Raw genomic sequence first — 23,184 nt, 5'->3', positions numbered from 1 at the left:
CGGTCCCACCCGGCGGCCTGACCGGGCATGATCCGGCGCCCGGCCCGGCCTCGGCCCGGACGTCCTACGACGCCACGCCGTCCACGGGGTAGCGGACGCCGATGCGGTCACGTACCGCGTCGAGCGTCCGCATCACCGCGAGTGAACCGTCCAGCGGCACCAGCGGGGACTCCGTCTCGCCCGCCCGGACCGCCCGCATCACCTCGGCCGCCTCGAACTGCATCCCCGACAGGCCCTGCGGCCCGGGTCCCGAGGTGATCTCCTCCGGCTCCTTGCCCGCCCGGTTCAGCACGAAGCGCCGCGGATAGAAGAAGCTCTCCGGGAAGTCGATCCGGCCGGCCGTCCCGATGACCGTGGCAGTCGTCGGGTGGTGCCCGACGATCGAGCAGGAGAGCAGGGCGTTCGCGCCCGACTCCCAGCCCAGCAGCATGCCGGTGCTCAGGTCGACGCCCTCCGGTGACAGCAGCGCGTCGGCCTGCACCCGGTCCGGCTCGCCCAGCAGCAGCTGCGCGAACGACACCGGATAGACCCCGAGGTCCAGCAGCGCCCCGCCGCCCAGCGCGGGATCGCGCAGCCGGTGGCCGGGGCCGATGTCGCCGGCGAAGCCGAAGTCGGCCTGCACGGTGCGGATCTCGCCGATCGCCCCGTCCCGCACCAGTTCCGTCATCCGCCGGATGACCGGGTTGCAGTACGTCCACATGGCTTCCATCAGGAAGAGGCCCCGGTCCCGGGCGAGCTTCACCAGCTCCTGGGCCTCGCGCTCGTTGATCGTGAACGCCTTCTCGCACAGCACGTGCTTTCCGGCCTCCAGGGCGAGGGCGGTCGCCTCCCGGTGCGCGGAGTGCGGCGTCGCCACGTACACCACGTCGACGTCCTCGTCGGCGACGAGCGCCGCCCAGTTCCCGTACGCCCGGGGGATCCCGAAACGCTCCGCGAACGCCTGCGCCGAGGCGTCCGTACGGGAGGCCACGGCCACCACCTCGGCACCGGGCATCGCCAGCAGGTCTGCGGTGAAGGTCGCCGCGATCCCACCCGTCGCCAGCACGCCCCAACGGACTGTCCTGCTCATGCACGCTCCCACAAATGTGTCGACCATTCCGGCTGAGCTGAGAGCATAGAGGCGGATTCAACAACTATGGAGATGAGAATGCCGGAGAGCGGCGTCAGCCGAGCCCAGCAGATACCCACGCCCGTCACCGGGGCCGGAACCGGACTTCCCGGCAGGCCCGCCCCCCTTTCCCCCGGTCCCGCCGCCACCGCCCGGCGCACCGGACTCCTCGTCACCCTGGTCCTCGGCGGACTGACCGCGCTGCCGCCGCTGTCCATGGACATGTACCTCCCGGCGCTCCCCGCCGTCACCGACGCGCTGCACGCACCCGCCGCGACGGTCCAGCTCACCCTGACCGCCTGCCTCACCGGCATGGCGCTCGGCCAGGTCGTCGTCGGCCCGATGAGCGACCGCTGGGGCAGGCGCCGCCCGCTGCTCATCGGCATGATCGTCTACGTACTCGCCACCGCCATCTGCGTCTTCGCCCCGACCGCCGGACTTCTCATCGGCTTCCGCCTGATCCAGGGCCTCGCGGGCGCGGCCGGCATCGTCATCGCCCGAGCCGTCGTGCGCGACCTGTACGACGGCGTGGAGATGGCCAGGTTCTTCTCGACCCTGATGCTCATCTCCGGCGTTGCCCCGGTCATCGCCCCCGTCATCGGCGGACAGGTCCTGCGGCTCACCGACTGGCGGGGCATCTTCGCCGTACTCACCGTCATCGGCGTCCTGCTCACCCTGGTCGTCTGGAAGTGGCTGCACGAGACCCTGCCTCCCGCGGAACGCCACACCGGCGGCATCCCGGACGCGCTGCGCACCATGCGCGGGCTGCTCGCCGACCGGGTCTTCAGCGGTTACATGATCGCGGGCAGTCTCGCCTTCGCCGCGCTCTTCGCCTATGTGAGCGCGTCACCGTTCGTCATCCAGGAGATCTACGGCGCCTCGCCGCAGACCTTCAGCCTGCTCTTCGGCATCAACTCGGTCGGGCTGATCGCCGTGGGCCAGATCAACGGCAAGATCCTGGTCGGCCGGGTCAGCCTCGACAAGGCACTCGGTTTCGGGCTCGTGGTCATCGTCCTGGCCGCCACGGCGCTGCTGCTGATGACGTCCGGGGTCTTCGGGGACGTCGGACTCGTACCGGTGGCGACCGGACTCTTCGTGCTGATGTCGGCGATGGGCCTGGCGATGCCGAACACCAACACACAGGCGCTGATGCGCACCAAGCACGCCGCCGGTTCCGCTTCGGCGCTGCTCGGCACCTCCCAGTTCCTGATCGGGGCCGTCGCCTCGCCGCTCGTCGGGATCGCCGGGGAGGCGACGGCCGTGCCGATGGCCGTCGTGCAGCTGGTGTGCGCGGTGGGCGCGATGGCGTGCTTCCTGGGCATGTGCCGGCCCCGGCAGCAGGCGGCCGTGCGGCCCTGAACCGGCCGGACGCGGGCGTCGGGCCCGGCCGCGCGGGCCCGACGCCCGTCCCGACAAGGAGTGCCGGCCCCGCTCCGCGGGTGTCAGCCCGCCTCGACCGGGAGTGCCGGGCCCGGCACCGGTGTCAGTCCGCCCCGGGCCCGGCACCGGTGTCAGTCCGCCTGCGGGTAGCCGATCAGATGCAGCCGGTCCTTGTCATCGGTCCAGCGGAACAGCCCGACCCCCTCCGCGGCCTCCGCGCCCGGCACCCGCACATTCGGGGACAGCATCTCCGTCGCACCCGAGGAGATGTCCGCCTCGACCGGGAAGCCGCCGCCGGCCAGCACATCGCCCGCGTTCCGCACGTTCGTCGCCCCGTACGCCGTTCCGCCGTCGGTCACGGACGCCAGCACGAGGGTCTTCGACCCCTCGGTGTCCTCGAAGCAGTAGCCCTTGCCGGCCTGCAGATCGAAGGCCAGGTTCCCGGCCACCAGGTAGTCGCCCGATGACGAGACGACCGCCTGCGGGTACTGCCCCGGCGCGATCGCCGGTTTGTGGCACTGCACGGAGACCAGCGCCTTGCCCGTCTTCGTGTCGTGCACGGTCCACAGCTCATGGCTGGCGGCCAGCTTCGCGCCCTTCGCCAGCTGCCACCGCGCCAGCACCACACCGGGGGCCACGGACGTCGGGACGCCACTCTTCTTGTCGGTGCCCTTGGGCGCCACGTTCCGGCTGTACCAGCCGCCCTGCACCCAGAACTCCCGCGCCCCGCTCACCAGCAGGCCCTTCGACGTCAGGCCGCGCACCTCGGTGAGCTGCTTGCAGGCCGTGCAGCCCTTCGGATACTTCAGCGCCTTGGCGGGCACCTTGGTGATCCTGCCGGTCTCCGGGTCCACGACCACACTGGTGGCCCGGCCGTCGCCGATGACGATCCCGGGGCCGGTGACGCTGATGGTGGGCACCGAGGTCCACGGCACCTCGACACGCTGCCTGCTGCCGTCCTCCACGCTGTACACGTCGAGAGAGACGATCCGGTCGGCCGGTGCCGGGGCGTCCTCGCCGACCTTCCCGTACGCCCAGGTCACGAAGTACTCCTGGTCGTCCGTGGCCACCGTCAGCAGCTTCGGGAAGTGCAGCGCGGCCGGCGGGCGCCAGGCATCCCCTCGCCAGCCGGCCCGCCCGGTCTCCGGGTCGATGGTCCGCAGCTGGTACTCGCCCTCGGCCGTCCGCACCAGATAGGCGAGGCGCCCGGTCGTCCGGGAGAGCGCGTAGTCGGGAGAGGTGCCGATGAGCTCCCAGCCGCGTCGGGTCGTATACCTGGACGGGACGGTCAGCTGCGTCGCGGGGCCCGCGCTCTGCGCAATCGGCTTCTTCGGCCTGGCGTCGGTCTTCCGGTTGCCGCTGTCACCACCGCCGGCGGACAGCAGGAGCAGCAGAACGAGCACCACCAGCCCGCCGACCAGAGCCAGGCGCACGACCCGCTGCCTCCTGCCGCCGCTGCCGCCGACCGGAGCCCGGCGCACGAACCGCAGCCTCGTGCCAGTACCGCTGACCGGAGTCAGACGTCCGAACTTCAGTCTCATGGTCCCCCCGATGGGCACGACACGACCTCGCGGCGGTCAGCGTAGCAACTGGCGTGTATGCGTTTACAGTTCGGTTCCGTTTCCATTCAGTCCCGATCCAGCGTGGAGCCCGGACCTGCCCACGTCCGCCTACACTTCCTCGGTGAACGTCACCCTCCCCACCGCGGAATCCCTGCGCGCGGCCCTGGCCGGACTCCTCGACGGGCTGCCGCCCAAGCAGGCCGCCCAGGCCGTCGACCGGCTCATCGCCAACTACCGGGGGACCACTCCCACCGACGCCCCGCTGCTCCGCGACCGCTCGGACGTCGCCGCGTACGCCGCGTACCGGATGCCCGCGACCTTCGAGGCGGTACGGTCCGCACTCGACGCCCTGCGCGACGCCGCCCCGGACTGGGCGCCGGCCACGCACACCGATGTGGGCGGCGGCACCGGAGCGGCGAGCTGGGCGGTCGCCGGGGCCTGGGAGGGGCCGCGGACCACCGTCCTGGACTGGGCCGAGCCCGCCCTCGCGCTCGGCCGCGAACTGGCCGGGGCCTCCGGTCTCCCGGGACTGCGCGACGCCGAGTGGCGCCGGGCCCGGATCGGCGAGGACCTCGGCCTGGACGCCACCGACCTGGTGACCGTCTCCTACGTGCTCAACGAACTCACCCCCGAGGCCCGCGCCGCCCTCGTCGACACCGCGGCCCGCGCGGCGCAGGCCGTCGTGATCGTCGAGCCCGGCACCCCCGACGGCTACGCCCGCGTCATCGAGGCCCGCGACCGGCTGATCGCCGCCGGCCTCACCGTCGCCGCGCCCTGCCCGCACAGCGACGCCTGCCCCATCGAGCCGGGCACGGACTGGTGCCACTTCTCGGCCCGCGTCAGCCGCTCCTCGCTGCACCGGAAGGTGAAGGGTGGCTCGCTGCCGTACGAGGACGAGAAGTTCAGCTACGTCGTGGCCACCCGCTTCACCCCCCGGCCCGTGGACGCGCGGGTCACGCGCAGGCCGCAGATCCGCAAGGGACAGGTGCTGCTGGAGCTCTGCACCCGGGACGAGGCGCTGCGGCGGGCCACGGTCACCAAGCGGCACGGCGAGCTGTACCGCGCCGCCCGGGACACCGACTGGGGCGACGCGTGGCCGCCCCCGCAGGACCCGGACCAGGAGCCCGCCGGCCCCTGATCCGCCGGGCGGCTAGCCGCGCAGCTCCTGGGTGCAGCACTTCACGCTGCCGCCGCCCTTGAGCAGCTCGCCGAGATCCATCGGCACCGGTTCGAAGCCGCGCTCCCGCAGAGGGTCGAACAGGCCCGTGGCGGCCTGCGGCAGCAGGACGTGGAGCCCGTCGCTCACCGCGTTCATGCCGAGCGCGGCCGCGTCCTTCTCACCGGCGATCAGCGCGTCCGGGTAGAGCCGCTTCAGCACGGCCCTGCTGCCGGGCGAGAAGGCGGGCGGGTAGTACATGATCTCGTCGGCCGCGTCGTCCAGGACGCTCAGCGCCGTGTCCAGGTGGTAGTAGCGGGGGTCGACCAGATCGAGGCCGATCACCGGCCGTCCGAAGAACTCCTGCGCCTCGTCGTGCGAGAGCGGACTCGACCGGAAACCCCGCCCCGCCAGGACGTACGTGGACGTCACCGCGAAGTCGCCCTCGCCCTCGTTGACGTGGACCGGTTCATGGATCTCGGTGAAGCCGCGGCCGAGGAACCAGTCGCGGTGGGCGGCCGCCTCCGGGAACCGTTCCTCGTACGCGAAGCGGGCCCCGAGCACCCGGCCGTCGATGACGGTGGCCCCGTTGGCGGCGAAGACCATGTCCGGCAGCTCCGGATGGGGGGTGAGCAGCTCGACGGTGTGGCCGAGAGCGCGGTAGCGGCCCACCAGGTCCTCCCACTGGGTCAGTGCCAGCGGGAGGTCGACGGTTTTGGTGGGGTCCATCCAGGGGTTGATGGAGTACGTCACCTTGAAGTGCGTCGGGGGGCACATGAGATAGCGGCGGGGTGAGGCTTCACGAGGCAACAGGGGCTCCTCACGAATCGTCGCTGCGGCGTTGGTGACCGCTGCGGCCGGTGCGTCGCACGGGTATGTGCGTGAGCCCATAGTGCGCCGTTTCGGGCCTTGGGCACAGTGGACCGATCGGGTGGTTCCGCGCGGCAGTGCGACCTGTGAGCGCGCCGTTTCGCGCGAGGGCCGTGGCCACTCCCTTCCAGGGCCCCGGTCACCTGAGATTCATCTTCCATTTCATGACAAAAGGTGCAGCTTCGGCCGCTGTGGGGCATCGGCCGTCCTACCCCGCTTCCGGACTCTGGCCACCCGAAGCGCAGGATGGTGGGACCATGGGCAGGAGCAACGCTTGAGGTAAGGGGATAGATGGGCGCCGATTTCAGCCGCGGTCGCGGCTCAGAGAACAGGTTTTCCCACTGGCTGCGCCGACGGCCCAAAGCACAGCAGAGCGATGTCGACGGCGCCGCACGGGAGGCGCTGCTCCTGGCTGTCGCCGAGGCCGGGATGCCGATCGCGCCCGCCGCCCATCCGGTCGGCTACCGATGTTCGTGCGAACGCGTCGGCTGTCCCACCCCCGCCAGGCACCCCGTCTCCTTCGCCTGGCAGACGCAGTCCACGACTGACCGCGCACAGATCGAGCGCTGGGCCCGCAGCCAGCCGCAGGCCAACTTCATCACGGCGACCGGCATGATCCACGACGTGCTCGACGTCCCGCTCTCGGCGGGCACGCAGGCGCTGGAACGGCTCCTCGCCGCCGGTATCGAGGTCGGACCGGTGGCCAGGTCCGGCGACGACCGGATGCTCTTCTTCACGGCGACGCGCGGCACGCCGGAGGACGAGGACGAGTGGTGGCCGTGCGAGCTGGACTGCCACCCCGAGACGATGGACGAGCACCCCGGACTGCGGTGGCACTGCCGGGGCAGCTATGTGCTGCTGCCGCCGGCCATGCTCCCGGGTGAGCTGGACGTGCGCTGGGTGCGGGGGCCGGAGAATCCGCTGCCCGACCCGCTGACCCTGCTGGAGACCCTGACGGACGCGTGTGCGCGGTTCGTGGGCTCCGCGGAGCAGAGTGATGTCGACCACGAGTCGGTGGCCTGGCCGCTGAGCCGCTAAGGGCTGTCCCGCAATACCTGGTGGATCAGCGCGCGGCGTCAGATGCGGTGCATCGCAAGGCGGAGGGGCGCCCGCATACTGGATGTATTCGGGCGTTCCGACAACGCGGCGAGGTGCCGTAGCTGTCGTCGTGCGCCCGCCAGGTATTGCGGGACAGCCCTTAGGGCACGCTTCGAAACACGCCCTGGCCGGGGCGGGCGCGAGGAGAGGGGTCCCCACGGGACCCTTCGCCGCAGCCGGCCCCGGTCGGTACGGGATCCGCCGGGACTCTTCGCCGCAGCCCGCCCCGGTACGGGATCCGCTCAGGACCCCTTCGCCGCCGTCAGCCCCGGTACGCGGTTCAGCACGGTCACCTTGCCCGTCCCGGCGCCCTTCTTCGGGACGTACACCAGCTGGCTGGAGGTGCGCTCCTTCGTGAGCGTGCTCCTGACCTCACCGCTCAGCAGCGCCGCGACGTCCTGGGAGACCGTCGGACGCAGCCCCTTCGCCGCGGTCTGCTGCTCGAAGTGCTTGCTGCTGAAGAAGACCAGCGCGCCGCCGTCGGCCGTCTCCAGGCCGAGCGGCCCGAACGTTCCGCTGTTCAGCGGCTGGTCGATGTACTGGTACGAGAAGCCGGCCCGGCGGGTGTTCCGGCGGGCTTCACGCCATTGCGACGTGGCCCCTCCGGGCGTGAACACGTCCGGTGCGCCGTTCTGCAGGTATCCCGTGTAGTGCGTGCTCAAGTCCTTCGGAGCCACCGCCAGTTCCGTACTGTCCGAGGCCACCGGCACAGCCCGTCCCTCGCCGTCCTCGGCGAAGCCCGGGAGCTGGGACGGGGTGACGACCGACAGATAGGCGGCCTTCCAGCCCGCGTCGGGACCGGACTTGACGAAGACGAACAGCCAGCGGGTGTCCAGCTTCCCGCTGTCCTGGTCACGGTTGGAGTCCGTGTCCGCGAGGAACCACCGGGGCCAGCCGGCCTTCTTCGGGATGACGTAGTTCACGTCGGTCAGTTCCAGCGGCCGGTGGTTCGCGTTGCCGTCCGGGTGGTTCTTCCGCCGTGCGCGCAGCCCCGCCTGGTTGATCGCGCCGAGCGCACCGGTGACCCGGTCCGCGTCCAGCGCGGGATCGTAGGCCTTGTCGGCCGAGTTGTACGCGGCCGTGAAGGCCTTCAGGGCCTGCGCGGCCTCAGACCGCGTCGCCGCCGGTACGACTTCCAGCTCGCCGTGCACCGTCACGCACCCGCTCGCCGTCATGGTCAGCACCGTCGCCGCCGCGAGCCCCGTCGCCAGCCGAACCGGCCTCACGCTTCTCATCCGTTGCTTTCCGCACCTTCTGATCCGTCGCTCCCACTGACCGTCCGAACCCTACCGGGGAGAGGAACAGCGCGAGTGTGGGGATCAGATACAGCGCCCACACCGTGACCTGGAGAACGGTCGGGTCGGGCTGGAAGTTGAACGTCCCCTTGAGCAGCGTGCCGTACCAGCTGTCCGGCGGAATCGTGGCACTGATGTCGAACGCGCGGTTCCGCAGGCCGCCCAGGAACTCCGCCTCCTGGAGATCGTGGACGCCGTACGCGAGCACACCCGCCGCGACGACCACCAGCATGCCGCCGGTCCAGGTGAAGAACTTCGCCAGGTTGATCCTCAGCGCACCCCGGTAGAACAGCCAGCCCAGCACGACGGCCGTGGCGATGCCCAGCACCGCCCCGATCATCGGATGCCAGCCGTCGTCCGCCGCGTGCACCGCGCGCCACACGAACAGCGAGGTCTCCAGGCCCTCACGGCCCACCGCGAGCAGCGCCGTGGCCACCAGGGCGCCGGTGCCCATCGCGAGCGCGGCGTCGAGCTTGCCGTGCAGCTCCGTCTTCAGATGCCGCGCCGTGCGCCGCATCCAGAAGACCATCCAGGTGACCAGGCCGACCGAGAGGATGGACAGCGAACCGCCCAGCGCCTCCTGGGCCTTGAACGTCATCTCCTGCGAGCCGAATTCGAGACCGGCACCGAAGGCCAGACTGACGACGACCGCGCTGCCGACACCGGCCCAGATCGGCAGCAGCTTGCTCCGGTTGCCGGTCTTCACCAGGTACGCGATGAGAATGCAGACGACCAGGCTGGCCTCAAGGCCCTCGCGCAGGCCGATCAGGAAGTTACTGAACACGTTTCGGTTCCCTTTCCGCTTCGAGTCCCGTTACGAGAACAGCGCCCGGCCCCACCAGTCGTCCTTGTCGCGGACGCCCGGCGGGACGGCGAAGTGCGCCGAACCCACGTGCTGGATGTACTCGTTGAGTGCGTCGTGTGCCGCCAGGCGCCGCTGCAGCGGTACGAACGCCTTGCGGGTGTCGCGCTGGTAGGCGAGGAAGAACAGCCCGGCGTCGAGCCGGCCCAGACCGTCGGTGCCGTCGGTGAAGGAGTAGCCGCGCCGCAGGATCGTCGCCCCGTCGTTGGTGTCGGGGTGCGCGAGCCGCACATGCGCCGTCGGCAGCATCGCCTTCAGGAAGGGCTCGTCACGCTCCGCGGCCTTCCCGACCGGCGCGCCCTCGCCCTTGTCGCGGCCGAAGACGTCCTCCTGCTCCTGGAGCCCGGTCCGGTCCCAGGTCTCGATGTGCATCCGGATGCGCCGGGCCACCAGGTAGGAACCCCCGGTCATCCAGCCGCCCTTGTCCTTCTCGCCGACCCACACGTGCTGGTCGAGGGCCGCGGTGTCGGTGCCGGAGATGTTCCTGGTGCCGTCCTTGAAACCCATCATGTTGCGCGGGGTCTGGGCGTCGGGCGTCGTCGACGACGTCTTGCCGAAACCCAGCTGGGACCAGCGGATCGCGGTGCGGCCCATGCCGATCCTGGCGAGATTGCGGATGGCGTGCACCGCCACCTGCGGGTCGTCCGCACAGGCCTGGACGCACAGATCGCCGCCGCTGCGGGCCTTGTCGAGGTTGTCGCCCGGGAACTTCGGCAGATCGACCAGCGCCTCGGGGCGCCGGCCCTCCAGACCGAACCGCCCCTTGGCGAACAGCGACGGACCGAAGCCGATCGTCAGCGTCAGCCGGGACGGCTTGAGCCCCAGGGCCTCGCCCGTGTCGTCCGGCGGCGCCTCGGGGAGACCCCCGAACGCGCCGTCGCCGACCGCGTGGCCGGCCGTCATCCGCTCGGCCGCCCTGGTCCACTCCTTGAGCAGCGCGACCAGCTCGGCCCGCTCCTCGGTCGTCACGTCGAACGCCGCGAAGTGCAGCCGGTCCTGGACGGCCGTGGCGATACCGGCCTGGTGCGCACCGTGGAACGGCACCGCCGCACCGCTGTCCGCAGCCGTCACCGGGGTGTCGCCGGAACCCACGGCCGCGACCGCGCCGCCGGCCGCCACCGCGCCGAGTGCGAGCCCGGCACCGCCCCAGCCGAGCAGCGCCCGACGGGACGGGGCGGTGCCGGCCGGCGCCTGCCCGTTCTTCTCGGACTGCTCGCTCATGCCCGGAACCTCTCCCCGGCCGGTTACTTCGTCACCGCGGCGGCGAGCCGCGAGAGGGGCTCGGCCAGGGCGTTGACCGCGTCCGACAGCTCCTTGCGGTCCGCCTTGCCGACCTTCTCGTACGAGGTGAACACGTAGGAGCTCTTGTCCGTCCGGTACTGGTCGAGCAGCGTGTTCAGCGCCGCGAACTGCTTGTCCAGGCTGGAGGTCAGCGCCGCGTCGTTCTTCGTGGCGATCGGCTTCAGCAGCGCGTAGGACTTCTCCGCACCTTCGACGTTGGCCTTGAAGTCGACCAGGTCGGTGTGGCTGTAGCGCTCCTCCTCACCGGTGACCTTGCCGGTGGCGACCTCGTCGAGAAGCTCCTTGGCGCCGTTGGCCATCGAGGTCGGGGTGATCTCCGCCGTGCCGACCCGCTTCTGCCAGTCGAGCAGGTCCTTGTAGAGAGCGGGCGCCAGAGCCTTCTCCTCGGTGCCCAGCTTCCTGTCCTGCCACAGCGCCTTCTCCAGACGGTGCCAGCCGGTCCACTTCTGGCCGTCCTCCAGACCGTCCTCGCGGACGTCGACCTTCGGGTCGATGTCGCCGAAGGACTCGGCGACCGGCTCGGTGCGTTCCCAGCCGATACGGGAGCCGGCGTACGCCTTCTTCGCGGCCTCGATGTCACCGGCGGCGACGGCGTCCGTGAAGACCTTGACCTTCGGCAGCGTCTCGTCGGCCTGCGCCTGGACGTAGGTGCGGTAGGCGGCGACGGCCTTGTCCATCTCCGGGCTGCGCTTGGCCGCCTTGCCTCCGCTGATCTCGATCTTCTGCCGGATGCCGTGGCCCTTCATGCCGGGCTTGCAGGCGATCTCGTACGAACCGGCCTTGATCTCGGCGGTGATGGTGGCCTTGGTGCCCGGCCCGATGTTCTCGCGCTCGGCGACGATGCGGTCGTCCGGGAACAGGACGTAGACCTCGGTGACCTTGGAGCCCTTGTTCCGCACGGCCAGCTCGATGTGCCCGGCCGGCAGCTCGGTCTTCGAGACCTCGCAGGAGTCGTCCTTGGCCACGACCTGGACGGCGCCCTCGCCCTTGCCGTCGCTCTTCTCGGCGCAGCCCGTGACAGCGGTCAGAGCGGCCGCGGTGGCGGCAGCGGTGACGACGGAGAAACGAACGGCTCGCATACGGGCTCCACTTGGGATGAAGGAGTAGGGGGAAACGGATCGGACAAAGGCGGGTGAGGCGGACCTAACTTAACCGAGGCTTACCTGACCGATACCCACCCGTGCAGTGATTCAGCTCTCACTGGGGACTCACAGGAACGGAAGGGTCACAGCCGACCCATGAGCGATCCCCGAACGGGTCAAGCGGCGGTCAAGAGGCTCTTTCGGGAGGCCCTTTCGAGAGGTCCTTTCAAGGATTTCTTTTAGGAGGTCCTTTCCGGGACGACGAGAGGCGCCCCGGTCCGGGGGTGCGGGAACACCTCGACCGGCTGCCGGTAGACACCGCTGAGCAACGCACCGGTGAACACCTCGGCCGGCGGGCCCGCCACCGCGATCCGCCCGTCGTGCAGCACGGCGGCCCGGTCCGCGTACGCGGCCGCGAGGCCCAGGTCGTGCAGGACGACGACGACGGCGTCCCCGGCGGCGGCCCGCTCCCGGCAGATCCTCAGCACCAGTTCCTGGTGGCGCAGATCGAGCGCGGCGGTCGGCTCGTCGAGCAGCAGCAGCGGAGCGCGCTGCGCCAGCACCCGGGCCAGCGCGACCCGGGCCCGCTCGCCGCCGGAGAGCGCGGAGAAGGGGCGCGCGGCGAACTCGGTGACCTCGGTGGCCGCCATCGCCGCGCGGACCGCCGGATCGTCCTCGTCCGCCCGGTCCGTCCCGGCCCAGGGCGCACGGCCCATCCGTACGACGTCCTCCACCGGAAAGGGGAAGGAGAGCGCCGCGGACTGCGGCAGCACGGCACGGCGCAGCGCCAGTTCGGGTGCGGTCCACTCGGTGACCGGCCGCCCGTCGATCCGGACCGCGCCGCTCCCGGCGGGCAGATCGGCGGCCAGCGCGGCCAACAGGGTCGACTTGCCCGCCCCGTTCGGGCCGACGAGCGCCAGCACCTCGCCCGCGTGCGCCGCCAGATCGATGGAGTCGAGCACCTGCCGCCCGCCGAGCCATACCCGCAGCCCCTGCGCCTCGGCGACCGGATCGCCGGGAGAGACGGGCACGGGCAGCTGCCGGCCCCGCGCCGTGAAGAGGTTCCGCAGTGTTCTCATGCCCAACCACCTTGCTTGCGACGGGTCCTGCGCAGCAGCCAGAAGAAGAACGGGCTGCCGAAGAGCGCGGTCAGCACACCGAGCGGCAGCTCGGCCGGATCGGCGACGGTCCGCGCCGCGAGATCACCCGCGACAAGCACCAGGGCACCGCCGAGAGCACTGCCGGGTACGAGGAAGCGGTGCCCCGGCCCGTTCGCCATCCGCAGCAGATGCGGCACCAGCAGCCCGACGAAGGAGATGATCCCGGCGACCGCCACCGCGGCGGCCGTCAGCAGCGCCACCACGAGCACCAGCACGATCCGGAGGCGTTCGACGTCGACGCCCAGGTGCCTGGCCGGCCGCTCACCGAGCGCCAGCAGGTCCAGCTTGCGCGCGTAGAAGGGGGCGACGGCGAGCCCGAGCACCGCGCACGGCAGCACGGCGAGCACCTTGGGCCAGGTGGCCTGGGCCAGCGAGCCGAGCTGCCAGAAGGTGATCTGGGTGATCTGCGCGTTGTCGGCGAAGAAGATGAACAGGCCGATCAGCGCGCCCGCGAAGGCGTTGACGGCGATGCCGGTGAGGATCAGCGTCACCACCTCCGTCCGGCCGCCGGACCGCGACAGCGCGTACACCAGCAGGACGGTCAGCAGACCGGCGGCGAACGCGCAGACCGTGATGGTCCAGTTGCCGAAGAAGCTCAGCCCCAGCGCGATCGAGGCGACCGCGCCGACCGCCGCCCCCGCGGAGATCCCGATGACGCCCGGTTCGGCGAGCGGATTGCCGAACACGCCCTGCATCAGGGCCCCCGCGCAGCCGAGCGAGGCGCCGACCAGCAGCGCGAGGACGACCCTCGGCAGCCGTACGTTCCACAGGACGCTCTCGCCGACCCGGTCCAGGGCGTGACCGCCGAGCCCGATCCGGTGCTGGACGGAGGCGAGGACATCGCCGAGCGGGATGCTGTACGCGCCGAGGCCGGCGGAGAGCAGACAGCACAGCAGCAGAGCGGCGATGAGCCCCGCGGTCAGGGTGGCGGCCGTGGAGCGCCGGGCCCGGGGGATCGCGGGCCCGGCGGACGCCTCGTGTGCGGTGGTCACTTGGCCGCACCGTCCTCCGGGTGGAGCTGGGCGACCAGTTCGCTCAGTACCCGGTCCGTACGGGGCCCGTAGTTCAGCAGCACCCCGTCGTCGATGGAGAGGATCCGGCGGTCCAGGCCCGCCGGGGTCTCGGTGACGCCCGGAATCTTCACCAGCCCGTCGACACCGCCGACCGAGTCGAGCCCCTTCGTCATCACGAGGATCGCGTCGGGGGCCGCCTTGGCCAGGGCCTCACTGGTGATGGCCGTGAAGTCCTTCTTCAGCCCGGACGCCTTGCCCGCGTCGACGGCGCCCGCCGCCTCCAGCAGCGAGCTCGCCCCGGAGTCCCGGCCGCCCAGCAGATAGACGGAGGCGGAGCCGCGCAGATAGAGGAAGGCGACCCGTGGCTTCTCCGCCCCGTCGGCCGGTGCGGGGACGGAGTCCCGTACGGCGTCGATGCGGTCCTGGGTACGCCTGTCGAGCTCGTCGCCGGACTCCGGTACGCCGAGGGCGGCGGCCACCGCGTCGATCCGGCGGCCGACATCGGCGAGCTCCTTCGCCGGTGCGACGACCACGAGCGGAATCCCGGCGTCCCGGATCTGGCCGATGGCCTCGGCCGGGCCCGTCGTGGATTCCGCGAGGACGACGGTGGGCCGCAGGGACAGGACGCTCTCCGCCGAGACATCGTGGGCCCGGGTCACCACCGGGAGCCTCGCCGCCTGTTCGAAGGTGGCGGTGATGTCGCGGGCCACGACCTGCTTGCCGAGGCCGAGGGTGAAGACGATCTCGCTCAGGCCTCCGGTCAGCGGCACGATCCGGTCCGCCGAGGTGACCGTGGTCCGTTCGCCGTCCGCCGACTCCACGGTGACGGGCAGCCGGGGCGTGGGTGTCGTGGCCAGAGGCTCGATCCGGTCGGCCTCCGATGCCGCGGAGGTCCCGGTCCCCCCGGCCTTCGCCGCGGGAGTCGCCGTACCCCCGCAGCCGGTCAGCAGCAGGGCCGTAGCCAGGGACAGAGCGGCCGTCAGGGCGCCGGTGCGCCCGCGCTTCGGTTGCCCGTCGGCCGGGCACGGCGGGGCGAAGTCCTTGTGGAAGCGCACGGGGCACCGTCCTGTCGTTCTGCGTCGTGCAGTTGGTTATGGATTGCGAGAAATGTGACGGGAGGGGGTACCGGCACAGGATGTACATATCTTAGGTTAGCCTTACCTCACTTCCTAGACCTCGGAGGGGTCCACATGCCCTCGTTCAGACCTGTCCGCGCGCTCGCCGTCGCGCTCCTCGCGGTACTGCCGGCAGCCCTGCTCCCGGCCACCGCCGCGCATGCGGCGGACCGTACGGTGCAGGGCGGGCGGCTGGACTGGGGCATCAAGTCCTCCTTCCAGAGTTACGTCACGGGCCCGATCGCCCAGGGGAGTTGGGGCCTGACCGGCGGCGCCGCCACGGTCGGCGGCAGTCAGTTCCGCTTCCACTCCGCGACCGGTTCCTACGATCCGGCGAGCGGGGCCTTCCGGGCCGGCTTCTCGGGCGGTGTCCACTTCACCGGACACAGGAAGCCCGACGGTTCCCATGAACTCGACCTGACCATCAGCCGCCCCACCGTCCGGATCCGGAACGGCAGCGGCACGGTGTACGCGGACATGGTCAGCAAGGACCGGGGGAGCGGCCGCGTCACCTCCACCGCCCAGGTCCCGCTGGCCACGCTCGGCCTCTCCGGGATCGACATGACGGGCGGCTCCACGCCCATCGCCCTCAACAACATCCCGGCGACGCTCACTTCACAGGGCGCCAGCGCCTTTGCCGGGTACTACACCGCCGGCACGCCCCTGGACCCGGTCAGCCTCTCCGTGGACACCACGGCCCCGGCCGCGAAGCCCGCCGCGTCGAAGACCCCCGGGAAGCCGCAGAGCAGCGCGCGGCCGAAGGCCGTGACCGGCCGCTTCGAGGACGCCGCCGTCGACTGGGGCGTGCGCCGCACCTTCCGCGAGTACGTCACCGGCTCGATCGGCCGGGGGAAGTGGACCCTGGCCGCAGGCGCCCAGGACGGCGGGGCGCTCTTCCGCTTCCCGCGGGGCAAGGGCACGTACGACCCGAAGAAGCAGGCCCTGGAGGCGGAGTTCGCGGGCAGCGTCCGCTTCACCGGGGCGGGCGGTCTCGACCTGAAGCTCTCCCGGTTCGCGGTGACCCTGAAGGCGGGCACCGGCACACTCCGCGCCGACGTCCTGAGCAAGGACACCAACCGCGACGCCGTCCCCCTGGTCACCTTCACGGCAAAGGACTTCGCCCCCAAGGACGGCCTCGCGGTCCTCACGGAGGCCCCCGCCACGCTGACCGCCGACGGTGCCAAGGCCTTCGGCTCCCTGTACAGGGCGGGCACCGCGATGGACCCGGTCTCGCTCGCGGTGGCCGTCACGGCAGCGGCGAAGCTGCCCGCGCTCCCGGACCTGGGCAGCGAGCCGACTGCCTCGGCGCAGCCCTCGGACCCGCCCGCCGCCAAGCCCGCCACGGCCGCCGCCGCGGTGGCGGACGAGGGCTCCCGGACCGGCCTCCGCCTCGCGCTCGCCCTCGGCGGCGCCGGAGTGGCGGCCGTGGCCGGCGCGCTCGTTCTCGTACGCCGTAAGCGCTCCAGGACCGGCACCCCCTCCTGACCTCCGCACCCCCGTCAACCTCCCTGCCCCTGCCCCTGCCCCTCCCCGCAGACCTTCCGCCCCATCCGCCCCTCCCCGCAGACCTCCCCGTCCCCCGCACCACCCCCGCAGATTCCTGCACATCCCTGAGGAGACCCCCGACCATGGCAGCAACCCGCCGTCCCATAGCCCTTGCCGCAGCCGTCGCCACGGCCGCCGCCCTCGGTGCCGCCTTCGCCCTGCCGGCGCTCGCGGCCGAACGGTCCGCGCCCGGCGCCACCGCGGCCGCCCCCGCCATGGAGCTGAAGGACGGCACGCTGGACTGGGGCTTCAAGGAGTCCTTCCGCAAGTACATCGGCGCCGCCGGGAAGATCACCGTCAAGGACGGTGCCACCCAGGCCGAGGGCAACGGTGTCTTCACCTTTGTCAACGGCAAGGGCTCGTACGACATGACCACGCACGGCACCGACACCGCCTTCGAAGGAGGCGTCAACTTCTCGGCGCACGGCGGGATCCTGGACATCACGCTCTCGGACGTCAAGCTCGCCACGACCGGCACGGGCGGCGCGATCACCGCCGACGTGGCGACCCCGGACGGCACCACGAACGACGTGGCGGTCGCCGACCTCGACCTGTCGGCGGTCCGGCCCGGCCAGGGCGAGGGCGGCGCCATGGTCTTCAAGGACATCCCCGCGAAGCTCACGAAGGCGGGCTCCGAGGCCTTCAACGGCCAGTACAAGGAAGGCGAGGTGCTCGACCCCGCCACGCTCACGGTGAAGGCGGTCACGCCTCCGACGGACCCGGAGCCGACGGACCCGGCCGAGCCGACCGATCCGGCCGAGCCCACCGGGAAGCCGACCGATCCGGAGAAGCCCCCGGTGAAGCCCACCACGCAGCCCACGGAGCCGACGCCGAAGCCGTCCCCGACCACCACGGCCACCGACAAGCCGGCCGCCGCCCCGGGCACGATCCTCGACGGCACCCTGGACTGGGGCGTCAAGGCCTCCTTCCGTACGTACGTCACGGGCCCCATCGCCCACGGCAAGGTCGAGACGACCGCCGGTGCCACCGCGACGGGCGGCGGCTACCGCTTCCCCGACGCCACCGGCCGCTTCGACGCCGAGAAGCAGACCCTGAGCGCCGCGTTCGACGGCAAGGTCCGCTTCCTGGGCCACGAGGAGAACGGCGCCTACACCCTCGACCTGTCGCTGACCGGCCTGGAGATCCAGACGGACGGCACCAAGGGCACGCTCATCGCCGACGTGTCCACCAAGGACCGCGCGACGAAGAAGGTCACCACCTACACCGGTCTGGCCGTCGCCGACCTCACGCTGCCCGCCGGCGGACTCACCGCCAAGGACGGCGTGGTGACCCTCTCCGCCGTACCGGCCGCCCTCACCGCCGACGGCACCAAGGCCTTCGGCGGGATGTACGAGGCGGGCGAGCAACTCGACGCGCTGACCGTCTCGGTCGCCCTCGACAAGGACGCCGCGCTCCCGTCCACCGGCGGTTCCACGGGCGGCTCGTCCACCGGCGGCTCCTCCGCGGGCGGTGCCTCCACCACCGGCGGCACCGTGGGCGGCACCGGCACGGTCGGGGGCTCGGGCGCCCTCGCCGCCACCGGCTCCGACCTGCCGGCCGGCGCCCTGTTCGCCGCATCGGGCGTCATCGTGGCGGCCGGTGCCGGAGCGGTCGCCGTCGCCCGCCGCCGCCGTACCGCCTGATCCCCGTCCCCCGTCGCACCGCCCGGGTACCGGCCTCTCACGGGGCGGGTACCCGGGCGGTGCTTGAATGCGCGTGTGAACGACTACGACGTACCCGACGGCATCGACGTACTGCGCGTGTTCTGCGGCCCCGACGGCCGGCACGGCAACGCGCTCGGCGTCGTGCGCGAGGGGAGCCACTTCCCCGACGAGCCGGGCAGGCAGGAACTCGCCCGCCGGCTCGGCTTCAGCGAGACCGTGTTCGTGGACGACCCCGAGCGCGGTCATCTGGACATCTACACACCGGGCCTCCGGCTGCCGTTCGCCGGGCATCCGGTGGTCGGCGCGGCGTGGCTGCTCGACCTGGAGGTTCTGGAGCTCGGGGTGGGGGAGGTCTTCGCCCGCCAGGACGGGGAGTTCAGCTGGATCTCCGCCCGTCCCGAGTGGGCGCCGCCGCGCACGCTTCAGCAGTACGGATCCGCCGCCGAGGTCGACGCGCTGCCCGCCCCGCCGCCCGGTGAGGGCTGGCTCTACGCGTGGGCGTGGGAGGACGAGTCCGCGGGGCGGGTACGGGCGCGGGCGTTCCCGCGCCGGTTCGATGAGCGCGGCGCCGGCCGCTCCGGTGGAGCCGGGGCGTGCGCCGGGGGGATCGCGGAGGACGAGGCGACGGGGGCGGCGGCGCTGCTGCTGAGCGACCGGCTGGGCCGGGCCCTGAACATCAGGCAGGGCGCCGGCTCCCAGATCCTCACGGCACCCGCACCGGACGGCACGGTGGAGATCGGCGGCCGGGTCGTGCTGGCGCAGGCGAGCCGGTAGCGGCCCGGTCGCACCGGCCGGGCGGCCGAGGACGGAACGAAGCGGTGGGGGTACCCGGGCCCGGGTACCCCCACCGCTTCCACGACAGCTCTCAGGCGCTGAGCGGGAACACCTCGCCCAGCTCCCTGAACACCGCGGTGTTCAGCGCGAACGCGCGCTTGCACTCGTCCACGATGCGCTGCTTCTCCAGATCGTCCGCGTTCACCGCGTCCAGCAGCTCCCGGTAATCCCGCTTGAAGGAGGCGGGGTTGGCTATCCCCTCGAAGACGTAGAACCGCACTCCGTCACCCTTGCGTGCGAAGCCCCAGGTCTTCTCCGCCTTGTCGCGGATGATCTGACCGCCCGACAGGTCGCCCAGGTAGCGGGTGTAGTGGTGCGCTATGTACCCGGCGGGCCAGGTGCGGGCGCACTCGGCGACCCGGTCGGCGTAGGCGGCGGTGGCCGGGAGCGGCTCCAGGCCCTCGCGCCAGTCCGCACCCCGCAGATGGGCCAGGTCCCGCTCCAGCTCGGCGGTGCGCATCAGCTCGGGCTGGATGAACGGCCCGGCGACCGGGTCGTCGGCCAGTGCCTGGGCCCCGGCCTCCAGCGCCCGGTACACGAACCACAGCTGCTCGGTGTAGCGCGTGTACGCGTCCACCCCGAGGCGCCCGCCGAGCAGATCGCTCATGAAGGTCGAGGTCTCGGCCTCGGTGTGCTGCTCGTGCGACGCGGTGCGGATCAGCGTCGAGAAGGGCGTGGTGGTGACGGTTGCGTCCAAGGCGGGCCTCCGGGGACCGAGGGGGACGGGAAGTCCAGAAAGAGACGGAAATATCGGTGCGTCGAGGCTGTTCGCCCGGCGCCGCCGATGCGTCGATCTTCCTACTTAGGTTTACCTAAGTCAACTGTTTCCCGACGGCTTGTCGGTAAGAACGGCCGCAGGGAACGAGGAACGGCCGCCCGGAAGGGGCGGCCGTTCGGCGGGAGGAGGGGGAGGGCTACGGGAGCGTGAGGATGTCCGCGCCCGTCTCCGTCACCACGAGCGTGTGCTCGAACTGCGCGGTGCGCTTGCGGTCCTTCGTCACCACGGTCCAGCCGTCGTCCCACATGTCGTAGTCGTGGGTCCCGAGCGTCAGCATCGGCTCGATGGTGAACGTCATGCCGGGCTGCATCACGGTGGTGGCGTGCGGGCTGTCGTAGTGCGGAATGATCAGCCCGGAGTGGAACGAGGAGTTGATCCCGTGCCCCGTGAAGTCCCGCACCACCCCGTATCCGAAGCGCTTCGCGTACGACTCGATGACCCGGCCGATCACATTGACCTGGCGGCCCGGCCGCACCGCCTTGATCGCGCGCCTCAGCGACTCCTCGGTGCGCTCCACGAGCAGCCGCGACTCCTCGTCCACGTCGCCGCAGAGGTAGGTGGCGTTGTTGTCGCCGTGCACCCCGTTGATGTACGCCGTCACATCGAGGTTCACGATGTCGCCGTCGCGCAGCACCGTGGAGTCCGGGATGCCGTGGCAGATGACCTCGTTGAGGGAGGTGCAGAGCGACTTGGGGAAGCCCCGGTAGCCCAGCGTCGACGGGTAGGCGCCGTGGTCGCACATGAACTCATGGGCCACCCGGTCGAGTTCGTCCGTCGTGACCCCCGGCGCGATGTGCTTCGCGGCCTCACCCATCGCCTGGGCGGCGATGCGTCCCGCGATGCGCATGCGCTCGACGGTGTCGGCGTCCTGGACCTCCGGGCCGCTGTACGGCGTCGGGGCCGGCTTGCCGACATACTCGGGGCGCCGGACGTTTCCTGGCACGGAACGGACGGGAGTGGGTTCCCCCGGAACAAGCAGCGACTGACCAGACATGCCAGCGAGTCTAACCAGCGCCGCTGGGGCAGCATGGCACCGAGGAAAGGAGCGGGTGATGGCCCTGTTCAAGAAACGCACGGTCGGCAAGCCGGGCGAGTGGTTCTACTGCCTGGAGCACAAGAAGGTCGAGGAGGGCCCCGAGTGCCCGGCCAAGGACCGCTTCGGACCGTACACCTCCCGCCAGGAGGCGCAGCGCGCGATGGAGACCGCGCAGGAGCGGAACCTGGAGTGGGAGACCGACCCCAAGTGGCACGACCGCGCGGGGCCGGACAAGGACGCGAGCGGCTGAAGGAGGCGGCCCGGGGCCCGTGCCCCGGGCTCAGCCCGCCGGTGCCGCCCGCATGGCCTCCTCGCTCCGCGCCCGTCGGCGCAGCGCGTCCTCGTCCGTCTCCGAGTTGTACGTGAGGAGCTTCGGCAGGGCCGCCGCCAGCAGCGCCACCGAGGCGACACAGGCCACGCCGCCGCTCCAGACCGCGGTCCTGGTCCCCGTCCATCCCGCCATACCGCCGGCCCTGACCTGGCCCAGCTGCGGGCCGACGCTGTACGAGAGCACCTCGATGCCCGCGAGCCTGCCCCTCAGTTCCTCCGGGATCGTCTGGTTCCAGATGGTCGACCGGCCGAGGCCGCTGAGCATGTCTCCCGCGCCGGCGACGGCCAGACAGACCAGCACCAGCCATACGCTGCCGAACCAGCCCGCCGCCGCGATGGCCAGCCCCCAGACGGCCGCACCGCACACCACGAACAGCCCGTGCCGGCGTACCCGTGACGTCCAGCCGCTGGTCAGGCCAAGTACGAGGGAGCCGACCGAGCCCGCCGCATACATCAGCCCCAGCGACCATTCGGCGTCCAGCTCGTCGGCGAGGAACGGGAAGATCGTGTTCGGGAAGGCGAAGAACATCGCCGCCATGTCGATCGCGTACGTGCCCAGCAGCACCGGCCGGCTCCAGGCGTAGCGTGCCCCCTCCGCGATGCCGCGCAGCGACGGCTTCGCCCCCTGCCCGGCGGGCGGTGCGGGTGCGAGCCTGCGGCACAGCACCACGGACACGGCGAACGTGACCACGGTGACCGCGTACGCCGTGGCGTGCCCGGCATAGGCGACCACCAGGCCCGCCAGCGCCGGGCCCATGATCGCGCCGGCCTGCCAGCGCAGCGAGTTCAGCGCGGCGGCCGCGCCCAGCTGGTCGTGCGGCACGATGCGGGCCATCAGCGAGTCCAGCGCCGGCCGCTGGAGCCCCGCGAGCGCGGAGACACCGCCGGCCACCACATAGAGCGGCCACAGCATCGGGTCGGGCAGCGCCGCGTTCACCAGCAGGACGAGCGCGAGCAGACCGAGCCCCGCCTCGGTGGCCAGGATGACCTTGCGGCGGTCGGCCGCGTCGGCGAGGGCGCCGCCGTAGAGCCCGAACACCACCAGGGGCACCAGCTCGACCGCACCCATCGCGCCCACGGCGAGCGGCGAACCGGTCAGGTCCTTGATCTGGAGCGGCAGCGCGATCAGCGCCATGAAACTGCCGAAGTAGGTGACGATCCCCTGGACCCACAGCAGGCGGAAGTCCGCCGAGGAACGCCAGGGTGAGAGGTCGGGCAGCAGTGCGGCAAGCCTCGCGGCGAGCGAGGGGCGAGAGGTCACGAGGACACATGGTCCGTCCCGGTGCGTGCCCGGTGCAAACAGATTTCACCCAGGCGGACGGACACCGGGGTGTTCCGGGTCACCACCGCGCCGGCGGTGGCGCGGTAAGCTGGTCGGCGAGCCGGGACAGCCGGTCCCGGAACCGCCGCCGGCCGCGCGGCACGGGCACGCCGTTCTCCCCGGCTGCCGCGCTGACCAGGTGCTGGACCGTGTCCAGGTCCACGTCGTCGTCGTCCGTCACGGAAAGCGCCTCGTGGGCCAGCCCGTGAACCTCAGGGTCGCCGTTGTCCAGCGACAGGACCGTCGCCCCGGCCCTGCGGGCATCGTGCACCCGCTCCAGCAGCCCCTCGCCCGGCTGCTCGGGCACCACCACGAGCAGCGTCTCGCCCCGGCCTGCCGCCTCGATCCGGCCGAGCCCGACCGCCAGGTGGGCCGGGGCGCCGGGCTCCACCCGGTGGCGCACCAGCGTGGGCACCAGCTCGGGCAGCCCCGACCAGGCGGACTCGTCCACCAGATGGGCCGCCAGGTGCCACGGCTCGTATTCCTCGGTCCCCACCAGCAGCAGCCCGCCGCCGTGCGGTACGACGGACGAGCGCAGCGTCCCGGCGAACTGCCGGGCCGCCGCCGGCCACTGGGTCCTCGCCAGCACCTCACGCAGCAGCGCCACACGTACGGCATCCATGGCCCGGGATCATGCACCACACCGGCGCCCCCGTACCGGTGAACGACGGCG

Annotated in this window: 21 protein-coding genes; 7 read left to right on the top strand and 14 right to left on the bottom strand. The window is 71.7% G+C overall.

Going from position 1 to position 23,184, the window contains the following annotated elements; genetic code table 11:
- Positions 1–64 precede the first annotated feature (64 nt).
- Entirely contained in the window at positions 65–1,069 is a 1,005-nt protein-coding gene (locus tag ACZ4LX_RS09930) for a Gfo/Idh/MocA family protein (protein WP_467634322.1), read from the bottom strand.
- Between the two features lie 78 nt (positions 1,070–1,147).
- Here ACZ4LX_RS09930 and ACZ4LX_RS09925 point away from each other — a divergent pair, with 78 nt between their 5' ends.
- Positions 1,148–2,467, top strand: a complete 1,320-nt coding sequence (locus tag ACZ4LX_RS09925) for a multidrug effflux MFS transporter (protein WP_467634325.1) — start codon at positions 1,148–1,150, stop codon at positions 2,465–2,467.
- A 152-nt stretch (positions 2,468–2,619) separates the two neighbouring features.
- Here the strand turns inward: ACZ4LX_RS09925 and ACZ4LX_RS09920 are convergent, their stop codons facing one another.
- The gene (locus ACZ4LX_RS09920; RefSeq protein WP_467634328.1) at positions 2,620–4,029 is read right to left on the bottom strand and encodes a hypothetical protein; all 1,410 of its coding nucleotides are present in this window, start codon (positions 4,027–4,029) and stop codon (positions 2,620–2,622) included.
- A 142-nt stretch (positions 4,030–4,171) separates the two neighbouring features.
- Between ACZ4LX_RS09920 and ACZ4LX_RS09915 the strand changes: the two genes are divergently transcribed.
- The gene (locus tag ACZ4LX_RS09915; RefSeq protein WP_467634331.1) at positions 4,172–5,188 is read left to right on the top strand and encodes a small ribosomal subunit Rsm22 family protein; all 1,017 of its coding nucleotides are present in this window, start codon (positions 4,172–4,174) and stop codon (positions 5,186–5,188) included.
- Between the two features lie 12 nt (positions 5,189–5,200).
- Here the strand turns inward: ACZ4LX_RS09915 and ddaH are convergent, their stop codons facing one another.
- Positions 5,201–6,097 (bottom strand): dimethylargininase, encoded by an 897-nt coding sequence (gene ddaH, locus ACZ4LX_RS09910; RefSeq protein WP_467634334.1) that lies wholly within the window; start codon positions 6,095–6,097, stop codon positions 5,201–5,203.
- A 270-nt stretch (positions 6,098–6,367) separates the two neighbouring features.
- On the opposite strand from ddaH, the gene ACZ4LX_RS09905 reads away from it, so the two are divergent.
- Positions 6,368–7,114: a bifunctional DNA primase/polymerase gene (locus ACZ4LX_RS09905; protein WP_467634337.1), complete on the top strand. Its 747-nt coding sequence runs from the start codon at positions 6,368–6,370 to the stop codon at positions 7,112–7,114.
- A gap of 302 nt (positions 7,115–7,416) precedes the next feature.
- Here the strand turns inward: ACZ4LX_RS09905 and ACZ4LX_RS09900 are convergent, their stop codons facing one another.
- From ACZ4LX_RS09900 to ACZ4LX_RS09870, 7 genes are all read right to left on the bottom strand, one after another.
- Entirely contained in the window at positions 7,417–8,349 is a 933-nt protein-coding gene (locus tag ACZ4LX_RS09900; protein ID WP_467635674.1) for an SCO2278 family lipoprotein, read from the bottom strand.
- Positions 8,282–9,253, bottom strand: coding sequence for an iron uptake transporter permease EfeU (efeU, locus tag ACZ4LX_RS09895; RefSeq protein ID WP_467634340.1), 972 nt, complete (start codon positions 9,251–9,253; stop codon positions 8,282–8,284). The genes ACZ4LX_RS09900 and efeU overlap by 68 nt, the downstream gene beginning before the upstream one ends.
- A gap of 30 nt (positions 9,254–9,283) precedes the next feature.
- Positions 9,284–10,552: an iron uptake transporter deferrochelatase/peroxidase subunit gene (gene efeB, locus ACZ4LX_RS09890; protein ID WP_467634343.1), complete on the bottom strand. Its 1,269-nt coding sequence runs from the start codon at positions 10,550–10,552 to the stop codon at positions 9,284–9,286.
- Positions 10,553–10,575: 23 nt separating this feature from the next.
- Positions 10,576–11,712, bottom strand: coding sequence for an iron uptake system protein EfeO (efeO, locus tag ACZ4LX_RS09885; RefSeq protein WP_467634346.1), 1,137 nt, complete (start codon positions 11,710–11,712; stop codon positions 10,576–10,578).
- A gap of 242 nt (positions 11,713–11,954) precedes the next feature.
- Complete coding sequence (locus ACZ4LX_RS09880) at positions 11,955–12,794, bottom strand: heme ABC transporter ATP-binding protein (RefSeq protein ID WP_467634349.1); 840 nt, start codon at positions 12,792–12,794, stop codon at positions 11,955–11,957.
- Positions 12,791–13,867, bottom strand: a complete 1,077-nt coding sequence (locus ACZ4LX_RS09875) for a FecCD family ABC transporter permease (RefSeq protein WP_467634352.1) — start codon at positions 13,865–13,867, stop codon at positions 12,791–12,793. The genes ACZ4LX_RS09880 and ACZ4LX_RS09875 overlap by 4 nt, the downstream gene beginning before the upstream one ends.
- Positions 13,864–14,943 carry a heme/hemin ABC transporter substrate-binding protein gene (locus ACZ4LX_RS09870; RefSeq protein ID WP_467634354.1) on the bottom strand — a complete coding sequence of 360 codons (1,080 nt, stop codon included), beginning with the start codon at positions 14,941–14,943 and terminating at the stop codon, positions 13,864–13,866. The genes ACZ4LX_RS09875 and ACZ4LX_RS09870 overlap by 4 nt, the downstream gene beginning before the upstream one ends.
- A gap of 135 nt (positions 14,944–15,078) precedes the next feature.
- Between ACZ4LX_RS09870 and ACZ4LX_RS09865 the strand changes: the two genes are divergently transcribed.
- The 3 genes from ACZ4LX_RS09865 to ACZ4LX_RS09855 all read left to right on the top strand — a co-directional run bounded on the left by ACZ4LX_RS09865 (position 15,079) and on the right by ACZ4LX_RS09855 (position 18,986).
- Positions 15,079–16,488, top strand: a complete 1,410-nt coding sequence (locus tag ACZ4LX_RS09865) for an HtaA domain-containing protein (protein ID WP_467634357.1) — start codon at positions 15,079–15,081, stop codon at positions 16,486–16,488.
- Between the two features lie 143 nt (positions 16,489–16,631).
- Positions 16,632–18,191, top strand: a complete 1,560-nt coding sequence (locus ACZ4LX_RS09860; RefSeq protein ID WP_467634360.1) for an HtaA domain-containing protein — start codon at positions 16,632–16,634, stop codon at positions 18,189–18,191.
- A gap of 75 nt (positions 18,192–18,266) precedes the next feature.
- Positions 18,267–18,986: a PhzF family phenazine biosynthesis protein gene (locus ACZ4LX_RS09855; protein WP_467634363.1), complete on the top strand. Its 720-nt coding sequence runs from the start codon at positions 18,267–18,269 to the stop codon at positions 18,984–18,986.
- Positions 18,987–19,077: 91 nt separating this feature from the next.
- On the opposite strand, the gene ACZ4LX_RS09850 is transcribed toward ACZ4LX_RS09855, so the two are convergent.
- Both ACZ4LX_RS09850 and map read right to left on the bottom strand, forming a co-directional pair.
- Entirely contained in the window at positions 19,078–19,743 is a 666-nt protein-coding gene (locus ACZ4LX_RS09850) for a biliverdin-producing heme oxygenase (protein ID WP_467634365.1), read from the bottom strand.
- Between the two features lie 217 nt (positions 19,744–19,960).
- Entirely contained in the window at positions 19,961–20,818 is an 858-nt protein-coding gene (gene map, locus ACZ4LX_RS09845; protein ID WP_467634368.1) for a type I methionyl aminopeptidase, read from the bottom strand.
- A gap of 58 nt (positions 20,819–20,876) precedes the next feature.
- Here map and ACZ4LX_RS09840 point away from each other — a divergent pair, with 58 nt between their 5' ends.
- A complete protein-coding gene (locus tag ACZ4LX_RS09840) occupies positions 20,877–21,110 on the top strand; it encodes a hypothetical protein (RefSeq protein ID WP_467634371.1) in 234 nt (77 codons plus the stop codon).
- Between the two features lie 30 nt (positions 21,111–21,140).
- On the opposite strand, the gene ACZ4LX_RS09835 is transcribed toward ACZ4LX_RS09840, so the two are convergent.
- Positions 21,141–22,451 carry an MFS transporter gene (locus ACZ4LX_RS09835; protein ID WP_467634375.1) on the bottom strand — a complete coding sequence of 437 codons (1,311 nt, stop codon included), beginning with the start codon at positions 22,449–22,451 and terminating at the stop codon, positions 21,141–21,143.
- A 79-nt stretch (positions 22,452–22,530) separates the two neighbouring features.
- Positions 22,531–23,133, bottom strand: a complete 603-nt coding sequence (locus tag ACZ4LX_RS09830) for a hypothetical protein (RefSeq protein WP_467634378.1) — start codon at positions 23,131–23,133, stop codon at positions 22,531–22,533.
- Positions 23,134–23,184 lie beyond the last annotated feature (51 nt).

It is taken from the genome of Streptomyces sp. NPDC026062 (assembly GCF_055568375.1).
This window is presented reverse-complemented; position numbering and strand designations above follow the sequence as displayed.

Excerpts from the sequence above, each read along its gene's own strand:
- ACZ4LX_RS09930 (WP_467634322.1), bottom strand. The coding sequence starts at position 1,069 with ATGAGCAGGACAGTCCGTTGGGGCGTGCTGGCGACGGGTGGGATCGCG.
- ACZ4LX_RS09925 (WP_467634325.1), top strand. The coding sequence starts at position 1,148 with ATGCCGGAGAGCGGCGTCAGCCGAGCCCAGCAGATACCCACGCCCGTC.
- ACZ4LX_RS09920 (WP_467634328.1), bottom strand. The coding sequence starts at position 4,029 with ATGAGACTGAAGTTCGGACGTCTGACTCCGGTCAGCGGTACTGGCACG.
- ddaH (WP_467634334.1), bottom strand. The coding sequence starts at position 6,097 with ATGGGCTCACGCACATACCCGTGCGACGCACCGGCCGCAGCGGTCACC.
- ACZ4LX_RS09905 (WP_467634337.1), top strand. The coding sequence starts at position 6,368 with ATGGGCGCCGATTTCAGCCGCGGTCGCGGCTCAGAGAACAGGTTTTCC.
- ACZ4LX_RS09900 (WP_467635674.1), bottom strand. The coding sequence starts at position 8,349 with ATGACGGCGAGCGGGTGCGTGACGGTGCACGGCGAGCTGGAAGTCGTA.
- efeB (WP_467634343.1), bottom strand. The coding sequence starts at position 10,552 with ATGAGCGAGCAGTCCGAGAAGAACGGGCAGGCGCCGGCCGGCACCGCC.
- efeO (WP_467634346.1), bottom strand. The coding sequence starts at position 11,712 with ATGCGAGCCGTTCGTTTCTCCGTCGTCACCGCTGCCGCCACCGCGGCC.
- ACZ4LX_RS09880 (WP_467634349.1), bottom strand. The coding sequence starts at position 12,794 with ATGAGAACACTGCGGAACCTCTTCACGGCGCGGGGCCGGCAGCTGCCC.
- ACZ4LX_RS09865 (WP_467634357.1), top strand. The coding sequence starts at position 15,079 with ATGCCCTCGTTCAGACCTGTCCGCGCGCTCGCCGTCGCGCTCCTCGCG.
- ACZ4LX_RS09860 (WP_467634360.1), top strand. The coding sequence starts at position 16,632 with ATGGCAGCAACCCGCCGTCCCATAGCCCTTGCCGCAGCCGTCGCCACG.
- map (WP_467634368.1), bottom strand. The coding sequence starts at position 20,818 with ATGTCTGGTCAGTCGCTGCTTGTTCCGGGGGAACCCACTCCCGTCCGT.
- ACZ4LX_RS09840 (WP_467634371.1), top strand. The coding sequence starts at position 20,877 with ATGGCCCTGTTCAAGAAACGCACGGTCGGCAAGCCGGGCGAGTGGTTC.
- ACZ4LX_RS09830 (WP_467634378.1), bottom strand. The coding sequence starts at position 23,133 with ATGGATGCCGTACGTGTGGCGCTGCTGCGTGAGGTGCTGGCGAGGACC.